The organism is Proteus sp. G3927 (assembly GCF_963894685.1).
GTDB lineage: Bacteria > Pseudomonadota > Gammaproteobacteria > Enterobacterales > Enterobacteriaceae > Proteus > Proteus mirabilis.
In genome coordinates, this window is record NZ_CAWQGX010000030.1 from 39,549 (window position 1) to 61,506 (window position 21,958).

20 protein-coding genes are annotated in these 21,958 nt (G+C 35.9%); 16 read left to right on the forward strand and 4 right to left on the reverse strand.

The features are described from left to right. The first annotated feature begins 37 nt into the window (after positions 1–37). Positions 38–1,057, forward strand: a complete 1,020-nt coding sequence (locus AACV00_RS13390) for a hypothetical protein (protein WP_004244321.1) — start codon at positions 38–40, stop codon at positions 1,055–1,057. A gap of 131 nt (positions 1,058–1,188) precedes the next feature. On the opposite strand, the gene AACV00_RS13395 is transcribed toward AACV00_RS13390, so the two are convergent. Next, positions 1,189–2,118, reverse strand: a complete 930-nt coding sequence (locus tag AACV00_RS13395) for a Dyp-type peroxidase (protein ID WP_004244320.1) — start codon at positions 2,116–2,118, stop codon at positions 1,189–1,191. A gap of 693 nt (positions 2,119–2,811) precedes the next feature. Here AACV00_RS13395 and AACV00_RS13400 point away from each other — a divergent pair. From AACV00_RS13400 to AACV00_RS13435, 8 genes are all read left to right on the forward strand, one after another. Continuing rightward, the gene (locus AACV00_RS13400) at positions 2,812–3,336 is read left to right on the forward strand and encodes a fimbrial protein (protein WP_004244318.1); all 525 of its coding nucleotides are present in this window, start codon (positions 2,812–2,814) and stop codon (positions 3,334–3,336) included. A gap of 70 nt (positions 3,337–3,406) precedes the next feature. Continuing rightward, positions 3,407–4,072 (forward strand): fimbrial biogenesis chaperone, encoded by a 666-nt coding sequence (locus tag AACV00_RS13405; RefSeq protein ID WP_004244317.1) that lies wholly within the window; start codon positions 3,407–3,409, stop codon positions 4,070–4,072. 16 nt (positions 4,073–4,088) lie between these two features. Next, positions 4,089–6,596 (forward strand): fimbria/pilus outer membrane usher protein, encoded by a 2,508-nt coding sequence (locus tag AACV00_RS13410; protein ID WP_161680365.1) that lies wholly within the window; start codon positions 4,089–4,091, stop codon positions 6,594–6,596. A gap of 66 nt (positions 6,597–6,662) precedes the next feature. Beyond that, on the forward strand, positions 6,663–7,184 hold the full coding sequence (locus AACV00_RS13415) for a fimbrial protein (protein WP_161680367.1): 522 nt from the start codon (positions 6,663–6,665) through the stop codon (positions 7,182–7,184). Between the two features lie 12 nt (positions 7,185–7,196). Next, positions 7,197–7,694, forward strand: a complete 498-nt coding sequence (locus AACV00_RS13420; RefSeq protein WP_004244312.1) for a fimbrial protein — start codon at positions 7,197–7,199, stop codon at positions 7,692–7,694. Between the two features lie 22 nt (positions 7,695–7,716). Next, entirely contained in the window at positions 7,717–8,010 is a 294-nt protein-coding gene (locus AACV00_RS13425) for a helix-turn-helix domain-containing protein (RefSeq protein ID WP_036920127.1), read from the forward strand. Then, on the forward strand, positions 7,991–8,974 hold the full coding sequence (locus AACV00_RS13430; RefSeq protein WP_129623595.1) for a fimbrial protein: 984 nt from the start codon (positions 7,991–7,993) through the stop codon (positions 8,972–8,974). Before AACV00_RS13425 ends, AACV00_RS13430 begins: the two co-directional genes overlap by 20 nt. Continuing rightward, positions 8,967–9,320 (forward strand): helix-turn-helix domain-containing protein, encoded by a 354-nt coding sequence (locus AACV00_RS13435; protein WP_004244307.1) that lies wholly within the window; start codon positions 8,967–8,969, stop codon positions 9,318–9,320. Before AACV00_RS13430 ends, AACV00_RS13435 begins: the two co-directional genes overlap by 8 nt. 53 nt (positions 9,321–9,373) lie before the next feature. Here the strand turns inward: AACV00_RS13435 and AACV00_RS13440 are convergent, their stop codons facing one another. Beyond that, positions 9,374–10,846 carry an anion permease gene (locus AACV00_RS13440; RefSeq protein ID WP_012368283.1) on the reverse strand — a complete coding sequence of 491 codons (1,473 nt, stop codon included), beginning with the start codon at positions 10,844–10,846 and terminating at the stop codon, positions 9,374–9,376. Between the two features lie 510 nt (positions 10,847–11,356). Between AACV00_RS13440 and AACV00_RS13445 the strand changes: the two genes are divergently transcribed. Continuing rightward, positions 11,357–12,262: a LysR substrate-binding domain-containing protein gene (locus AACV00_RS13445; protein WP_161680369.1), complete on the forward strand. Its 906-nt coding sequence runs from the start codon at positions 11,357–11,359 to the stop codon at positions 12,260–12,262. Between the two features lie 73 nt (positions 12,263–12,335). Here the strand turns inward: AACV00_RS13445 and AACV00_RS13450 are convergent, their stop codons facing one another. Then, a complete protein-coding gene (locus AACV00_RS13450) occupies positions 12,336–13,211 on the reverse strand; it encodes a pirin family protein (RefSeq protein ID WP_017627887.1) in 876 nt (291 codons plus the stop codon). Between the two features lie 279 nt (positions 13,212–13,490). Between AACV00_RS13450 and AACV00_RS13455 the strand changes: the two genes are divergently transcribed. The 6 genes from AACV00_RS13455 (at position 13,491) to AACV00_RS13480 (ending at position 20,795) form a co-directional block, all read left to right on the forward strand. Continuing rightward, entirely contained in the window at positions 13,491–14,168 is a 678-nt protein-coding gene (locus tag AACV00_RS13455; RefSeq protein WP_004244302.1) for a hydrolase, read from the forward strand. 599 nt (positions 14,169–14,767) lie between these two features. Next, positions 14,768–16,435, forward strand: a complete 1,668-nt coding sequence (locus AACV00_RS13460) for an acyl-CoA synthetase FdrA (protein ID WP_004244301.1) — start codon at positions 14,768–14,770, stop codon at positions 16,433–16,435. Between the two features lie 12 nt (positions 16,436–16,447). Continuing rightward, positions 16,448–17,713, forward strand: a complete 1,266-nt coding sequence (locus AACV00_RS13465) for a YlbE family protein (protein WP_161680371.1) — start codon at positions 16,448–16,450, stop codon at positions 17,711–17,713. A 36-nt stretch (positions 17,714–17,749) separates the two neighbouring features. Continuing rightward, positions 17,750–18,574, forward strand: a complete 825-nt coding sequence (locus tag AACV00_RS13470; protein ID WP_161680373.1) for a DUF2877 domain-containing protein — start codon at positions 17,750–17,752, stop codon at positions 18,572–18,574. A gap of 46 nt (positions 18,575–18,620) precedes the next feature. Further along, positions 18,621–19,526 (forward strand): carbamate kinase, encoded by a 906-nt coding sequence (locus AACV00_RS13475; RefSeq protein WP_004244298.1) that lies wholly within the window; start codon positions 18,621–18,623, stop codon positions 19,524–19,526. Positions 19,527–19,550: 24 nt separating this feature from the next. Further along, positions 19,551–20,795, forward strand: a complete 1,245-nt coding sequence (locus AACV00_RS13480) for an MFS transporter (protein WP_004244297.1) — start codon at positions 19,551–19,553, stop codon at positions 20,793–20,795. Between the two features lie 49 nt (positions 20,796–20,844). Here AACV00_RS13480 and allS read toward each other — a convergent pair whose 3' ends face one another. Further along, positions 20,845–21,759, reverse strand: a complete 915-nt coding sequence (allS, locus tag AACV00_RS13485) for an HTH-type transcriptional activator AllS (RefSeq protein ID WP_004244295.1) — start codon at positions 21,757–21,759, stop codon at positions 20,845–20,847. Positions 21,760–21,958: the final 199 nt, after the last annotated feature.

Genomic DNA, 21,958 nt, shown 5'->3' on the forward strand with positions numbered 1-21,958 from the left:
TGAGGTTTATGTAATCCTAAAAAGTAGGACGGTTTAAATGAATAAGACATTAATAGGAATAGCTTTATTTTCTTTAGCCACACCATATGCGGTAGGCTGGCAACAAAATTTTTTGCATGTACCGTCAAATGGTAGTACTGCATCAGCAACAGCCCCTGCGCTTAATGTGACAGATGCTAACGCCAGTGGTGTAATTAAGGTGACCATACCTCAGGTTAAAGGGTGGCGGGTTATCGCTTCTTACTGTAGTGGTTCAGGCTCAATGGCAGAAGAAGGAAATTACCGCTATTGGATTAGATTGCCACAAACAAATACTTGGCAAAAACATTCATCAGGATTGAGCTATTATTTGTCCAATCTCTCTTGGACACTAGCAGGTACCAATAATAACAATAATCAGGTTTATGTAGGGCCAAATTATTATGCTAAGCAGTCACCGAGTGGTTGCCATAGTGTTGGAACCGTTTGGGGATTAGGTTCTGCAGTGCTTCCGTTAGATCGTTCTATGTCATTAACTGTGGCAGTGTCCAGAGCGACGGCTTATCCGGGATCATATAATTTAAATATTCCTTTTGCATGGGCTTATGAAGAAAATAAAGGGTCTGGTGGTAACAGTACGGGTTATCTTCAATTTGGTAATGCAATGAAGCCCTATATGAATAGTTATATTAATATTCCTGTGAGTATCACAAGTAAATGTAATATTAAAAACCAAGTTATTAACTTATCTCATGGAAATATGACCCCAGAAGAATCTATTAACAATGTGACGCCACCTTATAACTATCAACTAACGTGTGATTATGATGCATCAGTATCCGTTTCATTAATAGGAAGTGCACCTGTTTCTGGAAAAACGGAAAACTATACAAAATGTGGTAATGGTGGCTCTTGTGAGTTGAAATATAACGATACCGAATATAAAGGTAAATTTAAACTTAACGCAGGTGCTGCAAAAACATTTTCTATCACATCAACCTTTCATCCTAATGATATAAGAAACCCTGTTGAAGGTAGTTTTCAAGGAAGTGCTATTTTGCGGGTATTGGTTGACTGATCAGGCGCTTAATATTGTAAGTAAATGCCGTCATCATATTGAATAGCAATAGCTCTTTCTTGTTCTTACCGAATATAGAGCAGTGTATGAGCTATTGCTATTAGCTTTTTGTTTGTACTGATAATCAACTTTTATTCTATATCATCTAAAAACGCCGGAGATGGGACAAAGAATAATGTGCCCGTGACGGGGGTACTAAATTTTAGTAGTTTATCGGTATGTCCTTCAGGTGTTCCTGCAAACATATTTTCTAACATACGGTTTGTTGTTGAGAAATAGCGAGCATAACCAATAAAATAGGTACCATATTCATTTTTGGAGGGATTTGAAAACGGCATATTTGCTCGTACGATTTTTAAATCATCACCGTTTTCATCTTGAATATTAGTGACGACATTGTGTGAGCCTGGATCTTTTTCTTCATCAGTTAGTTCAACATCATTGAATTTATGCCTACCGATCACTTTTTCTTGCTCGATGAGAGATTGGTTTTCCCAAGCCGCCATATCATGAATGTATTTTTGTACAAATGCATAACTTCCACCGGTAAACAGTGGATCTTCATCACCAATAACCGCATAAGCGACACGCTCATCTTCAAACTCAGGATTTTCTGTTCCATCCACAAAGCCAATAATTGAGCGACCATCAAAATAGCGGAAACCATGTACTTCATCTTCTGAGGTGGCAATAGAGTTTAATTTTTGGCTAATAATTGCAGCTAATTCATAACAAGCGGATACCTTTAGTGCCCGTATGTGAAAAAACAGATCGCCAGGTGTCGATACTGCGGTATACACATCGCCGTTGATTTGCTTAAAGGTATTTAATTCTCGCGGTTTAGCTTGATTAGGGAATAGTTTAGACCATGCATCAGCACCAAATCCCATCACACAACTTACGTCTAATTCAGGGAAACGGGTTCTCATACTACGAAGAAGACCTGATAGATTATTACAAAAGTCGATAAGAGTAGGGCGGGTTTCCGATGAGTTAATAAGATTAAAGACTAGAAAATAAGCGTTCTCACAGGGGGTTTTTGTTACATCTTGATATTTCATAGTGCTTCCTAATAGATACGTGGCAGAAAATTTTGCTTAATGCGATATAAGTAAAAACTAAATTTAGTTTTACACCAAAGCATTTCCTTTTACAAAGCATGGTTTTTGATTTTTATCATTAAAGATGAATAGTAAATATTTTTTTGGTTGGAAAACAATCGAACTGTGATTTTTGTGATAAATAATGCTTTTTATATAAATTTGAAAAAATTCTTAGCTTTTCTTTAGAGTAAATCACTAACTTATACAGGTATTTAGAATATAGTATTGATGTTTTTTAGCCATAGTGTTGATTAAATAAGCATTTAGAGCTTATATACAGCTAGAATTTATTTTATTTTAATCAGAAAACTCATTTTTATTGAACATTAATATACGATTAACACTATATGAGTTATAAAAAAAACAAAAAAATATTTTATTTAAAAAAGAAAAATTTTATTTTTATTTTTATTTTTATTTTTGTTTCAATTTATTAAAAATAAGATTTATTAAAAGTAAAAAATATTGTTTAACTTATACTGTGTTTTATTAGTTAATAACACTATTTAATATTAAAATGTTATCAACATTATACTGTAATAACCGAAACTTGTTTATTTCAAATAATAAATAGATAATACTCGCGTATTGAGTTAATTAATCTTATTTCTATTATCTCAATGTGTTTAAAATAATTATTTGGAGAAATAAATGAGAAAAAGCTTTATTGCAATGTTGATTGCTACAACGTCTATTTTTGTCGCGAATAATGCATTAGCTGCAGATGGAACAATCGATTTTACAGGAGAAATTATCGATAACGCATGTGAATTAGCAGCTGGATCTGATGCTCTAAAAGTTAATTTAGGTAAGGTATCTAAAACAGCATTACCTAGTGCCGGAGTTACTGCTGCGGCAACTAAATTTACGATTAAATTAATTAATTGCCCTGCAACAGTAAGTACTGCATCTGTTAAATTTGATGCAGAGTCTTATTCTGGAGACGATACTGTTATTGCGCTAAAACAAGAGTCGGGAGTGGCAACAGGTGTCGGTATTCAAATTACGGATGATGCAAATACCGTTGTCCCTTTATTTACCGCATCTAAAACTTATCCATTAAAAGAAGGTGTTGAAAATAATTTAGACTTTAGAGCTCGTTATATTGCTAAAACAGATTCTGTCACTGCGGGTTTAGCAAATGCGAATGCAACATTTACTATTAATTATAATTAAAAATAACTAGGTAAGTCATAAGGTTTAAAGGGATTTAAACCTTATTATACAATCATTTTATGGTGATAATATGAAGTCTATTATTCTATTTTTTATTTCTTTATTTATTATTAATACATCTTATGCAGGTGTTATTATTAGTGGCACAAGGGTAATTTATAATGAAGGCAATAAGAATGTCAGCATTAACGTGAAAAACCCAGACAAAATGCCTTATTTGATCCAGTCATGGATAGATGATTTTGAGGAAAAAAAACAGTCAAAATTTACGATCACGCCACCTTTATTTAGATTGAATCCAGATAAAGAGAATACATTGAGGATCTTTTTAACAGAAGAAGGGCTACCAAGTGATCAAGAATCTCTTTTTTGGTTAAATATAAAAACGATCCCTGCTACAGAAAAAACAGAAAATTCATTACAAATTGCATTTAAAACGCAAATGAAATTGATCTATAGACCTAAAAGTCTAAAAGACGTTAATTTTGAAGAAGAACAAAAGAAATTATCTTGGTCAAAGGAAAGAGGGAAAGTCATAGTTTATAATCCCACACCTTATTTTATGAATTTTCAAACAATCAAATTTAATGGAAAATTGGTTGATGATGTTTCTTATGCTAAACCTTTTTCAACTAAATCATTTGATATAAATGATAATAATGAACATGGTCTTATAAGCTGGGAGCTTATTAATGATTATGGGGCTAATGTGGATTTATCCGAAGTTAGAATATAATAATTAGGTTTCTAATATGAAAATAAGTAAGGTATGTATTAGCCTCATTTTATACTTAGGCTATGCAGCTTTATTATATGCAGAAAATAATAATTTAGATGATATCTATTTTGATCCAGATTTTTTAGAGCTGCCAAATAAAGATATTATTGATTTATCTTCTTTTGAGAATAACCAACAGCTAGCAGGTGACTATTATGTTGATATTTATGTTAACACTAATTTAATTTTAACTAAAAATATTAGATTTGATAAAGATAAAAATAATCAGCTTAAACCTTGTTTATCAGTAAATGATCTAAATGACTTTGGGGTTAAAACAACAGATTATCCTGGGCTTTATTCTGAATATACTAGCTGTGTCAATTTGTCTGCGATACCAGAAGCTAAAAGTGAATTAGATTTTGATTCACAAAGGTTATATTTAAGTATTCCGCAAATTGCATTATCTAAAAACCCAAGAGGATATATAGAGTTAGATAATATTGATAATGGTATAAATGCCTTATTACTAAACTATAGTTATAGTGGTTCTAAAAACTATGATCGTAAGAATGGCAGTTCAAATACAACTTCAAATTATATAAATTTAAGACCAGGTTTAAATTTAGGACCATGGCGTTTAAGAAACTACACAACATGGTCGAGTACAAGTAATCAATCAGGGAAGTGGAACACCCTTTATACCTATTTATCTAGAAATATAAATAAAATAAAAAGTCAGTTAATACTAGGGGATGGGATATCTTCATCTGATGTTTTTGATAGTGTTCCGTTTCGAGGCATGCAATTATCAACAGATGATGAGATGTATCCAGAAAGTTTAAGAGGCTATGCGCCTATCATTAGAGGGATTGCAAAAAGTAACTCGCAAATAACCATCAAACAAAATGGATATACTATTTATCAAACTGAAGTGGCAGCTGGCCCTTTTGAAATTAATGATTTATATCCATCAGGTAGTAGTGGGGATTTATACGTTACGATTAAGGGTGCTAATGGTAGTGAGCAACATCAAATCGTACCTTTCGCCTCTTTACCTGTATTACAGCGTGAAGGTCATTTCACTTATAGCGTAACGGGCGGTGAATATCGTGCTTATGATAATAATGTAGATAAAACGAAGTTTGGTCAGTTTACATTAGTTTATGGTTTACCTTATGGCACTACTGCTTATGGGGGAAGTCAGTTGAGTCAAAATTATCAATCTTACTCCCTAGGTGTTGGGAAGAATTTAGGCTCATTTGGTGCTGTTTCTGTTGATGTTACACAGGCTAAGTCAACTTTTAATGATGGAAGGAAGCAACAAGGTCAGTCTTATCGGTTTAGATATAACAAGAATTTGAACAATATAGGAACCAATATTGCTTTAGCAGGTTATCGCTATTCAACGAGTGGCTTTTATAGTTTATCTGAAGTATTTGATAGTTTTCGTCGTACTCATTATAGCCCTGAAATTGAGCAACGCCGTCATCGTGCGGAGATAACGCTTAATCAAAATTTAGGTGATAAATATGGCTCTTTAGCTATCGGATATATACAAGAGGATTATTGGAACAGCAAAAGCAAAAAACAATCAGCAACACTTGGTTATAATAATAGCTGGCAAGGTATCAGCTATGGAATAAATTATACCTACAATAAAAATACAGTTAATCATTCTTATATTTCTGATCAGAAAAGACAAAATGATGATGAACATTTGTTGGCTTTTTCGGTGAATGTGCCCTTTAGCGTATTTGATAATACTTTTTATTATAATTTTAATGCGAATAGTAACAATAATAGTTCAAGTACAGGAAGTGTAGGTATATCGGCATCTCAGTTAAATAATCGACTAAATTGGAGTGTGCAACAAGCATTTACCAATCAAGATCAAGGATCTTCTGGAAATATCAATGCATCCTACAAAGGCCAACTAGGTGATATTACGGGGGGGTACAGTTATAGCAAAGATAATCATAATCTTTACTATGGTGTGAGCGGTAGCGTCGTTGCTCATTCTCAGGGAGTTGTTTTTGGACAGCAACTGGGAGAAACCGCGGCAATCGTAGATATTCCTAATGCGGGTGATATTACGATATTAAATCAAGCGGGAGTTAGGACTAATAACTCAGGGTATGCATTAGTTCCTTATGTCACACCATATCGTAAAAATACTGTCGAGATTGATACATTAAGATTGCCAGAGAATGCTGAAATGGAACTTACCAGTCAGACGGTTTTACCGAGTCGAGGGGCTTTAGTAAAAGCGAATTTTTCAGCAAATGTAGGCTATCGTGTATTAATGACGATAAATTTGGAAAACAAAAAGCCAGTACCATTTGGCGCTCAAGCTATTTTTAAAGACAATAGTCAGTTAAATAGTATTGTAGGTAATGATGGAGAAGTTTATTTATCAGGGCTAAAACAGAAAGGAAGTTTTACTATTAAATACAACAATGAAAGCTGTCAGGTAAATTATGATCTATCTGATATTCCAGATTATTTAGGACTCTATAAAACCACTGTAACTTGCTATTAATTAATTTAAATATCAAACATAGTTATTTTTATAGCTATTGATGTTTGCTACCTGTAGGAAAGTAAAATGATAAAAGTAATGAGGCTCTTCCTTCTTATAACTACTATTGGAATAAGTTTTTTTTCATCTGCAGGAAGTACTGTGACACTTCAATTTTCTGGAAATATAAAAGCCGCGACTTGTAATGTTTCTGGTAGTAAAAATATTAATATTGATTTGAAACAGATGCCAGAAAGTTTATTTAATAAAGTAAACTCTAGTTCTGTTTGGAATGATTTTAATATTAAGTTAATAGATTGTTCTCCGGGGGTAAATCAAGTAAAGCTGACTTTTTCTGGAACGCCTGATAATGCAGATGTGAATAATTTATATAAAAATGGGGGGACGGCAAAAAATATTGCCGTTCAATTACAAAATAAAAACAGTAATGGCGAAATTCCATTAGGTAATGGAAAAAATTTATATATCGCGGTTAATGGTAAACCATCGGTTACTGTTCCACTAAGAACACGAGCATTTAGTAAATTAGGTAATGCAACACCGGGGACGGTGTCCGCCAAAATAACAGCAACGCTTATTTATCAATAAAAAGAGGGTGTTATGTGGAAATCACTAACTTTATTTTTATTATTTTCATATTCTCCTATCGCATTAAGCAACACTGTTAATATTAATGTATATGGATCAGTAGTAGCCTCACCTTGTGAGTTAGAAACGAAAAACCACTTAATTGATTTAAAAAAAATCAATATTAGAAATATTAAAAATGGTCAAGCATCAGACTGGATAGATTTTTCTATAAAATTAAAAAATTGCCCAGTTAATACAGAGAAAGTCACTATGATTTTAAGAGGCCAAAGTGTTCCTAATTATTCGGAATATTTTATTAATAGTGGGACGGCTAAAGATATAGCACTAAATTTAGCAATGCAAAATAATAAAGGTATTGTAAAAAATAATGATAAATTAATGACGGCTGTTAATAAATATAACCATAATGCGGAATTTGCTTTATCGGCAAGAATGGTTGGCTATGGAAATAATATAACGGTGGGATCATTTAAGAGCCATCTTGAATTTACTCTTATTTATAATTAAATGTGTCATAAAGGGGTTTCAAGTGAATCGCTCTTATCCAGCATCAAAGATGGTAGGAAAAAAAATCGCTTATTACCGTAGGGTAAATGGACTCACATTAAGTGAATTGGCTAAGAAAATAGGTATAAGTCAACAGCAGCAATCAAGATATGAACGGGGAATTAATCGAGTGAGTCTAGATAGGCTTTATCAATATGCTTGTTTTTTCGGTATTAGTTTAAGTGATCTTTTTCAATTAGATGATGAAGAGAAAATAGAAATAGAAAATAAAATATCAAATATGGTGGGAAATAAAAATGAACCATTTGATGGGTAAAAGACTTTTTTTATTAGGTACAATCTTCTTTTTTTCTGCTGACGCCTTTGCAGCTTGTATTCAAAATCCTAATTTAAAAAATATTCAGGCTCGGATCCCCAATAAAACCTATTCAATTCAATATGATGATATAGGGACAAGAGTATTAGATGAGTTTCAGATTAATTATGCCAATGGGCCTATAACAACTTTTTCAGGTAACGATGGGCGGTGTGGGAACGCATCAATCACTGCCAATTATACTAATGGCTGGTTGCCTAATGCCAATAAAATAGCACAGACCAATATTGCGGGGATTGGGATACAGGTTAAATTTGCTGGAATAGGTGCATTAAATACAACGTATTTGAACCCAAAGGACCCAAGTGGCAATTCTTATCGACTTCTTACCCCTTATTGGACAGTCAAAATTATAAAAACAGGCAGAGTAACGCAATCAGGAAGCCTTCAATGGGGCAAGATTGCTCAAGCAGTACAAAATAATACACAACCTAAAAACACAACTTGGAACTTAACTTCACTTTATTTGCCTCTTAATGCAATAAAGATAAATTCATTAAAATGTACTACAAAATCATCAAATTATAATATTAATATGGGGACTTGGTATGATACTCAATTTAAAAATATTGGTGATGTCAGTAAAAGTGTAGATGTTCCTATTACATTAAACTGTGCGGCTGGCACTAACATTAAAGCGACAGTGACAAGTAGTGCTGGATATATAGATGTAAATACAGGGAAATTAAACTTATCGGGCACTAATCGAGCCACTGGTGTTGCCATTCAGTTATTAGATAAAAACAATAACCCGATAAAACTAAATACAAAAAATAGTCTACAAAATGGGGTCTCCTCCGGTGATTATATATTTGGTTGGAAAGCAAGATATATAAAAACAGGTAATAAAATAACGCCTGGTAGTGCTAACTCAACAGCAACAGTAAATATCTTATATGAGTGATAATAATATATTTTTCGATATGGTTTTGTCATTCGAGGCGATTATGAATAAAAAAATATCAAAGATAGTTGGCGCAAGAATAAAAATGTTAAGACAACAACATGGTATGACGGGTAGTGAGCTTGGTGCTTTATTAGGAGTAAGCCAGCAACATCAATCACGCTTTGAAAATGGGGAGTGCAATATTCATGTGGATGTAATTTACTTATTATCTTATATTTTTAAAGTTAAATTAAATTATTTTTTTCAGGATATAAATGACTGTTTTGATCAAGAAGGAATAGCCTATAAAGAAAGTTATTACCATTCTGAGACGATTGTCGAAAAGTGTGAACTTTGGCGCTAGTTAATATGATGCCTAACAGACTGATTAGGCATCATATTCTTGTTTTTATTATTTTACCAATACCCCAGCACCTTCCACCATAAACTACCAAGGGTTATCCAGATAATCAGGTTAACAATGCTCATAACAAAACCTGCTTTCCACCACTCACCTAAGGTCGCGTAGCCTGAGCCGAAAATAATCGGTGCAGTACCTGTACCGTAATGAGTTAAAGACATCATTAATGAAGAAGAGAAAGCTAAAATAAGTCCTAATAACATTGGTGGCGCGCCAAGGGCTAAACCTGCGGCATAGAATGCAGCAAACATGGCGGTAATATGAGCCGTGGTGCTAGCAAAGAAATAGTGAGAATAGACATAAATCAGCACGAGCAATATCATACCACTTACCCAGCTTATCCCCATACTATCAATACCGGCACCAACACTTAATGAAAGCCATTTAATTAGACCTAATTTTCCTAAAAAAGAGGCCATCATTACTAATGCGGAAAACCAAACCACGGTATCCCATGCGCCTTTGTTTTTTAAAATATCATCCCAATTTAATACGCCAGTACATAATAAGATTGATAAACCAATAAAAGCCGCAGTAGTCGCATTAATACTAAAAGCATCACCAAATAATAGTGCGGGTATTCCTGCCCACATAATTAATAACAGTGCAAATACTCCCAAAGTGATTTTTTCTGGCAATGAAATAGGGCCTAATTGAGCTAAACGCTCTTTGGCAAAGTGGGGAGCATTCGGCGTATGGGTTATCTCTGGTTTATATAAAAAGTAGATCACAATCGGCATTAAAAATAATGAAACAATGGCGGGAACAAAAGCCGCTATTGCCCACATTGACCAAGTTAACTCATTTTCAGACCCTGTTTCACCGATAATTAAGCTTACAATAAGAGGATTAGGCGCGGTTGCAGTAATAAACATCGCTGAGGTGATAGGATTGATATTATAATTGACTAGCGATAAATAACGACCAATCTTACCACTAGTACCCTCTTCGGGTTTTGAATTAAAGCTATCGGCAATAGATCGCATTATTGGGTGAATAATCCCGCCACCTCGAGCTGTATTACTTGGCGTAACAGGGGCGAGGATCGTTTCTGCAATAGCTAGGGAATAAGCGATACCAATGGTTTTTTTACCAAATAACGAAATAAAATAGTAACCAATTCTAGCACCTAATCCGGTTTTATTAAGACTCATTGAAACCATAATAGAAATACCGATTAACCAGATAAGATTGTTGGAAAAGCCACTTAATGCATCATTAATCGCCCCTTTAGTTGAGTCTGGGTTAGTGACGCCTGTTGCGGCAACAAGCGCAATAGCAATAATGGATACTGCCCCTATAGGTAAGGCTTTGCCGATAATAGCCGCAATAGTACCAACAAACAGAGCTAACAAGTGCCAAGCATTGGGATCTACCCCTTGGGGAACAGGGATAACAAACCAAATGATAAGGGTAATAGCAACCGCAATTAAGGTAGGCATAGGTCGTAATGGAGTTAATTTATTCATCAGGTTATTCCATTAAAAACAGGTGTAAGAAATAATTGTAAGTGACAGATTATGTAAATAAGTATTTTTATTAATTATAATCTTATTAACATATTTTTAAATATACATTGATTAATATCATAAAAATAAAATTAAATCTTAACATCTTGGTTTGTAATTAAGTTTTTAAGTAACTATTTGTTTTATAGTCATTATTGTTTAGGTGATTTATTGTTTACTCAGGCTAGTTGTTTTGTGTTAAATTAATTTAAATAGTAATAATCTTTTTAATTATCCCTGTTTTTTTATTCTTTATTGTGTTATGTAATTAAAAATAAGCATCACAGAATTAAAATAATTTCCATTTTTATTTATATTATATTGCTATAATTAATGGTTATTTTTATTTTACTAAAATATCAGCCTATAATATATTATTAGCGTGAAAATAGATCATAATATATGTATCATAATTTCCGAAGCTGAAACAATTCAGTTTTTATATAATGACAATTAAATAGGTAATAGGCGATGAAGTATGATCTAAATGACCTCTATTATTTTGTTAAAGTGGTGGAGTTTGGCGGTTTTTCACAAGCGGCCGAAACGTTAGGTATTCCTAAATCAAAACTTAGTCGTCGTATTGCTGATTTAGAAGAGAGACTAAAGGTCTCGCTGATCTATCGTTCAACTCGTCAATTTCATGTCACTAAGATAGGGCAAACTTTTTACCAACAGTGTAAAAATGTCGTTGAACAAGCGGAGATTGCTCAAGAGGTTATTTGTTCAGCACAAGGGCACCCTCACGGCACGATAAAACTCTCTTGCCCAGTTGCATTACTGCAAATTTATATTCAAGATATTTTGGTGGATTTTATGGCAAAATATCCTGATATCAATATACAAATTTTAGCGATTAACCGCCCTGTGGATGTGATCAGTGAAGGTCTTGACTTAGCTTTACGAGTTAGAGCATTACCTTTGGATGATTCTGGCTTAACGATGAAAATATTAGGCTATTCTCGCCGTGTTTTAGTTGCTAATCCGCTATTATTTGCAACCAACAGTGCGCCTGATTCTCCAGAGCAACTTACTGATTATCCTATTTTAGCTAATAGCGAACATTCGCAGCAGTATACGCTAACGCTTACCCATAATGATGGTACCGTTTCAACGCAACATGTTACACCTAAATTAGCGACAACGGATGTGATGACCTTATATAAAGCAACATTAAAGGGACTTGGGATCACGCGTTTACCATTGAGTGTCGTAGAGAAAGAGTTAGCAGATGGCTCTTTGGTGGAAGTCTTACCACAGTGGCGTTTTCCTAAAGATGTTATTCATGCCGTGTATCCGTCACGAAAAGGTTTATTACCCGCTATTCAAGTGTTATTAGATTATTTAGCGCAGAATATGGCTCCATATAAAGAGTAAAAAATAGATATAAACGACTGCTCTAAGTGAGCAGCCGTTTGTTATAAAAGTTATAGAGCAAGGAGAGTATTAATCATATTTCGTTTGGGATACGACCAAATTTACCTTGGTTAAAGTCATCAATAGCTTGCCTAATTTCATCTTTGCTGTTCATCACAAATGGACCATAACCAACTACAGGCTCATTAATTGGCTCTCCGCTAAGATATAACACAACCGCATCTTCAATGGCTTCAAGATTAATTGAGCCACCTTGATTATCTAAAATAACCAAATCGCCCGTATTTAATTGAGTTTGGCTATCAAGATAGGCGCTACCATGGAGTATCACTAATCCCACATAGCGATCTTTTTTGCTTGGTAAGGTCGTAGATTTACCACTTTTCAATTGAATATCCCAAACGTCAACAGGTGAAAAGGTTTTTGCCGCCCCTTGAGTTTGATGATATTCCCCCGCAATCACGCGCAGTTGTCCGGCATCATTCGCTAATGGAAGCACTGGAATAGCACTCTCTTTGAGTAACTGATAGCCAGCAGGCGCTGATTTAGCATGAGATGGGAGGTTTACCCATAACTGCACCATATCAAGTATGCCTCCCGCTTGGTTAAAGGCATCAGAGTGATACTCTTGATGTAATATACCTGATGCTGCGGTCATCCATTGTACATCTCCAGGGCCAATCACTCCTCCTTCACCTGTAGAATCGTGATGTGCCACTTCCCCTTTATAGACAATAGTCACAGTCTCAAACCCACGGTGAGGGTGTTCGCCTACACCACGGTTATGGCCTTGAGAGGCAGGGAAATCAGTCGGGCCGGCTCTGTCTAATAATAAAAATGGATTTAAATATTTACCATGATCACCATAACTAAATAGTGAGCGTACATGGAAGCCATCACCGACCCAATGTTGACGAGGCGCTTTATAAACACCAATAATTTTTTTCATAATGATATTCCTATAAAATTTCTATAGGTGGTATTCTAATGAGCTATATTGATTTGAGTAGAGGGGAAAATAGGTTTCATTATTCTAAAAATAGAACAATGACAAAAGTGTTTCAGTGTTCTATTTTTAGAATAGTGTTTATCATTATTGCTACTACCGACTTTTTAATTAATTGACTATTGTTAATTATATCGAGAGCGAGGAGATAATTAACGCTATTTCCTTATATCTTCTTCATATTGTTAATAATCGTTTTTGTTAATTAGAAGGAATAAATAAATGAGTACTCCTGCAAATTTCAATGGTCAACGTCCAGTTATTAATCCAGATGATGCTGTTATGTTATTGATCGATCACCAAAGTGGTTTATTCCAAACCGTTGGTGATATGCCAATGACGGAATTACGCGCTCGTGCTGCAGTATTAGCAAAAATGGCAACATTAGCGAAGATGCCAGTTATTACAACGGCTTCTGTCCCTCAAGGTCCTAATGGCCCATTAATTCCAGAAATTCATCAAAATGCACCACATGCTAAATATGTTGCCCGTAAAGGTGAAATTAACGCATGGGATAACCCTGAGTTTGTTGAAGCTGTGAAAGCAACGGGTAAAAAGCAATTAATTATTGCTGGTACTATTACGAGTGTTTGCATGGCGTTCCCAGCAATTAGTGCTGTTGCTGAAGGTTATCAAGTTTTTGCTGTGATTGATGCATCAGGAACGTATAGCAAAATGGCAGAAGAAATTACCTTAGCACGTATTGTTCAAGCCGGTGTTGTGCCTATGGATACGGCAGCAGTGGCTTCTGAAATGCAAAAAACTTGGAACCGTGCAGATGCCGCTGAATGGGCTCAAGCTTATACCCAAATATTCCCTGCTTATCAGTTATTAATTGAAAGTTATAGTAAAGCTCAAGATGTTATAAAGAATAATGAAACTTTAGATTCACAACGTTAATTTGTTCTTGAATTTATTTAAAACTTATTAATTTTAAAATGCCTATAAATATTATTTTTATAGGCATTATTTTTGCTTTTTTTTCAATAATATTATTTTTAGCAGGGGTGTAAAAGTAAAATGTAGACTTATGTTTATTTATATGAAAATTATTTAAGGCACTTTATTTATTAATAAAGTGCTTTTTATTTGTTGATAATATCGGCTAACTGCGTTATGTTACTTGTTTGTTAAATTTCTTATAAATTCCTTGATTTGTCATACCATTTGGTATGGCTAATTATATGATTAATTTATTTTATATAAATTAATTTACTCAATATGGTGTTTTTTATTTTTACTCATCTCACTCATTATAATTTATTTAATAAATAGCGACTGATTAAATAAAAATTTTTTACAATAAATAACTGTGACTTTAATCACTCTACTTTTTGATATTTATTCAGTATGTTTGTATACAGAGTTTCAAACATGTCTATCTCGAATTTTATTTATATTACTTAAGCTATTAAGTAAATAGGCTTCTTATTATCAAAAAAACGAAATGCAACTAGATATGTGCAGTTACATATATTAAATGCGTTAAGGATATTATAATGATCCATGCTTTTATTAAAAAAGGGAGCTTTCAGGATTCCGTCAGCCTGATGATAATTTCCCGAAAATTAAGTGAAGCCCCTGAGGTGGAAGAAATTTCCGTCATGATGGGAACACCAGCGAATAAATCTCTCCTTGATGTCACCGGTTTTTGGCATGACATTTTTAACGAAGCGACACCTAATGATATCTGTGTTTCGATTAAAGCTGAATCAGACGATCCCGCTATTATCGAGACTATCTCCAGTGCGTTAGAAGAAGCCTTAGCTGATATTGCTAACGGTCAAAAAAGTGGTAATAAATTAACCACTGTACGTAGCTGGCGTACGGCTAAACAAAAAAGTCCTAACGCTAATATGTTGCTTATTTCTATTGCCGGTGAGTATGCGGCAGAATTAGCTGATACGGGATTAGAAGATGGCTGTAATGTGATGCTATTTTCCGATAACGTCTCTATTGCTGATGAAAAAGCATTAAAAGAAAAAGCCGCCGCTAACGGATTGATAGTCATGGGGCCTGACTGTGGTACGGCAAATATTGCTGGCGCACCTTTAGCCTTTGCTAACATTGCACCGAAAGGCTCTATTGGTATCGTTGGTGCATCAGGGACAGGAATTCAAGAGATCACCTCACAAATTGTATTACAACGCCAAGGGGTTTCTCATGCAATAGGTCTGGGGGGACGAGATCTCAGCGAGCAAATTGGTGGCATTAGTGCTATCACGGCTATTAATATGCTGGCGGCAGATCCTCAAACCCGTGTGATTGCTTTTGTTTCTAAACCTCCCGCGCCTGCAGTACGTGAAAAAATCATTGCAGAAATGAAGCGTCATAATAAACCGATAGTGGCGCAATTCTTAGGAACAACACCAGAGAAATATCAAGACGATAATATCTATTTTACTCGCACCTTAGACGAAACGGCGCGTATTGCGGCTACGTTAGCACGTGTTGAAGATAGTGCTGCTCAGTTACCTAAAGTGACAGGTAAAAAGATTATTGGATTATATGCGGGTGGAACATTAGCGGCAGAATGCGCGATGTTGTTATCTGAGCAACTCAATGTGGCGGTAGATAACGAACATAAGCAAGGTACGATGCTAGATGCACAAGGGCATAAAATTATTGATATGGGCGATGATTTTTATACCCAAGGCAAACCCCATCCAATGATAGATCCTTCTACTCGCAATAAATTTATTAGTGAATTAAGTAATAAGCATGATATTGGCGTATTACTGGTCGACTTTGTGATTGGTTATGGTGCAACGTCAGATCCAGCAGGTGCATTAATTCAAGAAATTAAAAAATTAAATGAAAAACGTGGTGAAGCTAATCCACTGATTACTATCGCCACTATTACCGGTACGCAGGAAGATCCTCAAAACCGTAGTGAGCAACAAAAACAGCTACAAGATGCAGGTATTATTGTGATGGATACCTTGCCAGAAGTCGTACTGTTAGCCAAAGAATTAATCCAGCCACATCCAGTAGAAGCCGCTGCTGAAATTTCACCACTTTTAAATGGGATCTCCGTGATCAACGCCGGATTACGCAGTTTTGCTGACGATCTGCAATCCAGTGGTACGCCTGTTGTTCATTATCAATGGGCACCTGTCGCAGGTGGTAATAAAAAACTGGCTGAAATATTAAAGAAATTGAAATAAGGAATTGCAGATATGTACTCAACTATCGAACAAGCGAATGAAGCAGTTATCGAACGTATCCGTGAAGCCCGTCCTCACTGGTGTGATGTGAGTTTAGCAAAAGAAGTAGTACCAACTTTAGCAACAGGAAAAAAATTACTGCATGCAGGACCTCCTGTAACTTGGCAAGAAATGAGTGGCCCTGTCCGTGGCGCCTGTATTGGTGCTAGCTTATTTGAAGGTTGGGCTGAAAATGAAGCACAAGCCTTGGCTATGTTAGAGGCGGGAGAGATTGAGTTTATTCCTTGCCATAATGTCAATGCCGTAGGGCCGATGGGCGGTATTACTTCTGCTCATATGCCAATGCTAGTGATTAAAAACCATGTTCACGGTAACTATGCTTACTGCAATATGAACGAAGGTATTGGTAAAGTGATGCGTTTTGGTGCTTATGGTCCTGATGTACAAGAACGTTTGCATTGGATGCGTAATAGCTTAGCTCCAGTATTAAAAGCAGCTTTAGCCACCATTGAGAATGGGATAGACCTTACGGCAATTATGGGTCAAGCCATTACGATGGGAGATGAATTCCACCAACGTAATATTGCAGCTTCTGCACTATTGTTACGAGAGCTGGCGCCAATTCTTAGCACATTGGATTTAGATGCGGCTGAGATAACCAAAGTGACCAAATTCCTCAGTATTACTGACCAATTCTTCCTTAATTTAGCCATGGCTTATTGTAAAGCGGCGATGGACGCAGGAGCACAAATTAAGCAAGGTACGATTGTGACGGTAATGACGCGTAATGGTAGTAATTTTGGCATCAAAATAAGTGGTATGGGTGATCAATGGTTTACAGCACCTGTTAATACGCCACAGGGATTATTCTTCTCTGGTTTTAGCCAAGCAGATGCCAACCCTGATATTGGTGATAGTGCTATTACAGAAACTTTCGGTATTGGTGGTGCAGCAATGGTTGCAGCTTCGGGAGTAACCCGCTTTGTCGGGGCATCGGGTGGTATGGATGCAGCACGTGAAGTGACAGAAGAGATGGCTGAAATCTACCTTGCTCGTAATATGATGCTACAAATACCGACTTGGGATTTCCAAGGTGCGTGTTTAGGTTTAGATGCTCGTCGAGTTGTTGAAACGGGTATTACACCGCTAATTAATACGGGTATTGCTCATAAAGAGCCGGGGGTTGGGCAAATTGGCGCAGGAACGGTACGTGCACCTTTAGGCTGTTTTGAAAAAGCGATAGTGGCATTAGCAGAAGAATTAGGCATTGAAGCTTAATCACGTTTTGTAATAACACGGTCGTCAGGGGGCAATATGCAAATTCAAGCACTTCAAACCAGTCAGCATATCTTTGCTTTTGAAGGTGAGTTTAAATGTGTCGGCATTTATGAACATGCTTTGAATTTTATTTGCCCTCAGCAACGCTTAATCACTTTTCATCGTCAAGGAAGAGGATTAAGCCCGATGGGGTGGCTACTGAAACAAGCCGATTTTGATTCTCTGGCTAAGCAGTGTCATCCCGCTTTGAAAATGCGGATGAAAAACAATCAAATCGCAATCGCAGATAATATGACATTGATTGCCGGTGATAGTGAAAATTTGCGTTTACAAGATAAAGCGACATTAGATTTACGATGGTTAGAGAGTTTTTTTTCTCTATTATCTCCGGTGATAGCGACTGGACTCTATGGGCCATTAAAAAACTATCGTCAAATCGCCCGACTTGATGAAATTAAGTTATTAACAAAGTTATTTTATCATCAATTGTCTGGAAAAGCGGTTAATTGGGCGATGTTTATTGGTAAAGGTCCAGGGTTAACACCGAGTTCAGATGATATGCTGGTGGGAATGTTATTTGCGCATTATTTAGCACAGCCAGAAAAATCGATTGAACATTTTTTTAATGAAACACCACCATTATCGTCATTAACTACGATAGTGAGTCAACATTATTTGGAATACGCCACACGGGGAATATTTTCTACCTATCTTATTCAACTAAGTAAAAAAATAAAAAATAAAGAGATTATTTTTAAAGATATGTTGGAAATACTCTCTATCGGTCATCATTCCGGTGCAGATACTTTACTGGGATTATGGATTGGTTATCAAATTAAACAACAACAGCGTATAGATTAATCTTTTTTATTAAAAAGAAATTATAAACGTTCGGAAACGGATAATTATGAAAACAATTGTTATTGCTTTAGGCGGAAATGCATTATTACAGCGTGGCGAAGTTTTATCTGCTGAAAATCAATATAAAAATATTGAATTAATGTCAGAGACAATTAATAAATTAGCGCAAGAGTACCGTGTTGTTTTAGTACATGGTAATGGGCCTCAGGTTGGGTTGTTAGCATTACAAAATCTTGCTTATCAAGCGGTTCCAGCCTATCCGTTGGATATCTTGGTCGCGGAAAGCCAGGGGATGATTGGTTATATGATGATGCAGAAAATCAATCAAAATAATCCTACGCAAGCAATTACTACAGTAATGACTCGTGTTTCTGTTGATATTAATGATGAGGCTTTTAGAGAGCCGAGTAAATTTATTGGTCCTATTTATGAGGAAGCAGAAAAAGAAGAATTAATAAATAAATATCAATGGACATTTAAAAAAGATGGGCAATATTATCGCCGTGTCGTACCTTCACCAGCACCTCAAAAAATAATTGATATAGAGGCAGTAAAGCTTTTATTAGATAAAGGTCATATTGTTATTTGTGGCGGTGGAGGAGGTATTCCCGTTAATAATATAAATAATGAATTTATTGGTAGTGAAGCCGTTATAGATAAAGATTTAACTGCAGCTTTAATTTCTCGTGAGTTAAATGCAGAGCACTTTGTTATTTTAACAGAGGCTGATGCCATTTATAAAAATTGGGGAACACCAGAACAAGCTGCTATTCGTGAAGCAACACCAGAAGAACTTGCACCAATGGCAGTCGCTGATGGCGCAATGGGACCAAAAATCATGGCTGTCAGTGATTTTGTAAATGCCACAGGACAACAAGCTCATATTGGCGCATTACAAAACATTCAACAGGTTATTGAAGGTCAGTCTGGCACTTTAATTTATAAGTCTTAATAACATTCTGTCAGGAGCGTCATTATGAACGATGCACAAGTGAATGAGAGTAAAGGCAAAGTCCCTTATTGGGTCAAGCTGACGATTATTTTCTTTTTTGGTTGGATTGCACTGTATGGTAGCCGTGCCATTGTCGGTCCTTTAATGGTGAATATTGGTGCTGAGTTTGATCTTACCAAAGCGCAACTTGGCTCAATTATGAGTATTTTCTTTATTGGTTATACAGCACTGAACATTCCATCAGGCATAATTGGTGACTATTTAGGTAAGAAAAAAGTCTTAGTCACGGGTGTTGTGCTCTTTGGTGGATTTACCATTATCGCAGGGATGATGCCAACTTATGTCACCTTTATGTTTGCATGGGTGATGGTCGGGGTATTCCAAGGATTCTATTATGGTCCACAATATGGTTTATCTTCAGAAGCTATTCCAAAACATCGTATTACGCTAGGTAGTGCCATTATCAATAGTGGTATGGCGTTTGGTTTATCCATCGGTTACTACATCTCTAGTATTTCTGTCGGTGAGATGGGGATGAGCTGGCGTGCACCATTCTATATTATTGGGGTACCTATTATTATCATTGGTTTGATGATGTTATGGATAATAAAAGATAAACCTAAAACGAAAGCTACGGATACGGCTCCTAATGCACCAAAACAGAAAACAAAACTGACGTTTAAAGATTTATTTGGTAACCGTAATATTAACCTTGCTTATATTACTATCTTCTGTTCAATCTATGGGTTCTTTGTTTTAGTCACTTGGTTACCCTATTATCTTGAAACCGAGCGTGGTATTACAGGAACACAGATCTCTACCATTGCATCACTCATGCCTTGGTTTGCTATTCCTGGCTCACTCTTATTTAGCTGGTTCTCTGATAAATTAGGCCGTCGTAAGCCTGTGCTATTAATTATGTTACCGTTGTCTTTGGTGGCTATTCTTGCTGTACCTATGTCAGATTCTATGCCGGTACTGATTGGTGCACTGATCTTATACGGGATCGTAGGGAAAATTAGTACTAATCCAGTATTAGTGGCGGTAGTGGCAGATAATTCACCACGCCATGCATTAGGGACATCTTTTGGTGTGTATAACTGTATTGGTATGCTAGGTTCAGTATTTGCCCCTACATTAACGGGTTTTTTATCAGATAAAACAGGAAGTATGGATTCCGGCTTCTATTTTGCTGCTATCCTGATTTGCATAGGTATTGTGGCAAGCTTATTTATTAAAGAAAATCCTGACGCCACAGCGACCAACTAACGCATTAAGTTTAATGTTATCAACAAGGGCAAACTTCGGTTTGCCTTTTTTAGTTAAGGGGATCGTAAAAAGATTGCACACTGGGATGCCCTTGTCGGAACAAATCAACCAGATAGCTGACAACGGCACCTTTTTTATCTTCGCACCAAGCTAGTGATAGGGGAGAATTATGGCGACGATTTTTCACTTCCTTTGCAATAAGTTGTCCACTATCAATCAGTGGCTTACATAGACTTAATGGTAAAAAACCGATCCCGACACCTTTTAAATGACATGCTAGTTTAGTATGTAAATCAGGCACCTTAATTTCATGTTGTCCAGATAGACGCCAAGCGGTGCGTTTGGAAAGATGGCGTGAAGTATCTTCAACATTGACGGCAGAGTATATCCGCATTTGATCATCACTTAATACCCCACTAACATTGGCTAATGGATGATTTGGTGCCACGACAAATTGCCATTGAATTTCCCCCATAGCACAAATATTAATATTATTTTTCAGTGATTCATTACCTGTGACACCAATGGCAAAATGGTAATCTTCATTAATTAACGCGTCCCATACTCCCATATAAACTTGTCGAGTAATATGAAATTGGGTAGAAGGAAAACGCTGGTGCAGGCAGGCTAACATACTGGCCACGGCGGTACGATCATAGAGTAAGTTATTAATAACAATATTAACTTGGTGCTCAACTCCCGCATTCATCTGCTGTAGCTCGATAGGCATTGATTCAAGCCAAACAATCCACTGGCGACATTTCTCTAATAAATATTCTCCTGCCGGCGTTAATGTGACGGTTCTTGTCGTACGATTAAACAACTGTGTACCAATATTCTCTTCTAGGGTTTTGATCCGATAGCTGATGGCCGCAGATGTTTTGTGTAACATCTCCGCCGCTTTAGTAAAGCTTTGGCAATCTGCTACTTGAATAAAAGTACGGATCATCTCTTGATCTAACATATTCTTTTTCCTGATGGTGAAAGAGGTAAAAGTCACATAATGTGTATGGTAAAAATAATCTATTTTTGTGTGATGGATACCTATCACAATGCAATAGTGGGTATTTTTTATGCTGTCAATCGCTGTTATTTTGGCTTATTTGTTATTATATGTTGTATAAAATTTTTGTTATTTATAGATAAGCGATAAAGGGCATACT

Excerpts from the sequence above, each read along its gene's own strand:
- AACV00_RS13415 (WP_161680367.1), top strand. The coding sequence starts at position 6,663 with ATGATAAAAGTAATGAGGCTCTTCCTTCTTATAACTACTATTGGAATA.
- AACV00_RS13480 (WP_004244297.1), top strand. The coding sequence starts at position 19,551 with ATGAACGATGCACAAGTGAATGAGAGTAAAGGCAAAGTCCCTTATTGG.
- AACV00_RS13435 (WP_004244307.1), top strand. The coding sequence starts at position 8,967 with ATGAGTGATAATAATATATTTTTCGATATGGTTTTGTCATTCGAGGCG.
- AACV00_RS13420 (WP_004244312.1), top strand. The coding sequence starts at position 7,197 with ATGTGGAAATCACTAACTTTATTTTTATTATTTTCATATTCTCCTATC.
- AACV00_RS13395 (WP_004244320.1), bottom strand. The coding sequence starts at position 2,118 with ATGAAATATCAAGATGTAACAAAAACCCCCTGTGAGAACGCTTATTTT.
- AACV00_RS13460 (WP_004244301.1), top strand. The coding sequence starts at position 14,768 with ATGATCCATGCTTTTATTAAAAAAGGGAGCTTTCAGGATTCCGTCAGC.
- AACV00_RS13405 (WP_004244317.1), top strand. The coding sequence starts at position 3,407 with ATGAAGTCTATTATTCTATTTTTTATTTCTTTATTTATTATTAATACA.
- AACV00_RS13400 (WP_004244318.1), top strand. The coding sequence starts at position 2,812 with ATGAGAAAAAGCTTTATTGCAATGTTGATTGCTACAACGTCTATTTTT.
- AACV00_RS13410 (WP_161680365.1), top strand. The coding sequence starts at position 4,089 with ATGAAAATAAGTAAGGTATGTATTAGCCTCATTTTATACTTAGGCTAT.
- AACV00_RS13465 (WP_161680371.1), top strand. The coding sequence starts at position 16,448 with ATGTACTCAACTATCGAACAAGCGAATGAAGCAGTTATCGAACGTATC.
- AACV00_RS13475 (WP_004244298.1), top strand. The coding sequence starts at position 18,621 with ATGAAAACAATTGTTATTGCTTTAGGCGGAAATGCATTATTACAGCGT.
- AACV00_RS13445 (WP_161680369.1), top strand. The coding sequence starts at position 11,357 with ATGAAGTATGATCTAAATGACCTCTATTATTTTGTTAAAGTGGTGGAG.
- AACV00_RS13470 (WP_161680373.1), top strand. The coding sequence starts at position 17,750 with ATGCAAATTCAAGCACTTCAAACCAGTCAGCATATCTTTGCTTTTGAA.
- allS (WP_004244295.1), bottom strand. The coding sequence starts at position 21,759 with ATGTTAGATCAAGAGATGATCCGTACTTTTATTCAAGTAGCAGATTGC.
- AACV00_RS13455 (WP_004244302.1), top strand. The coding sequence starts at position 13,491 with ATGAGTACTCCTGCAAATTTCAATGGTCAACGTCCAGTTATTAATCCA.
- AACV00_RS13430 (WP_129623595.1), top strand. The coding sequence starts at position 7,991 with ATGAACCATTTGATGGGTAAAAGACTTTTTTTATTAGGTACAATCTTC.
- AACV00_RS13440 (WP_012368283.1), bottom strand. The coding sequence starts at position 10,846 with ATGAATAAATTAACTCCATTACGACCTATGCCTACCTTAATTGCGGTT.
- AACV00_RS13450 (WP_017627887.1), bottom strand. The coding sequence starts at position 13,211 with ATGAAAAAAATTATTGGTGTTTATAAAGCGCCTCGTCAACATTGGGTC.
- AACV00_RS13390 (WP_004244321.1), top strand. The coding sequence starts at position 38 with ATGAATAAGACATTAATAGGAATAGCTTTATTTTCTTTAGCCACACCA.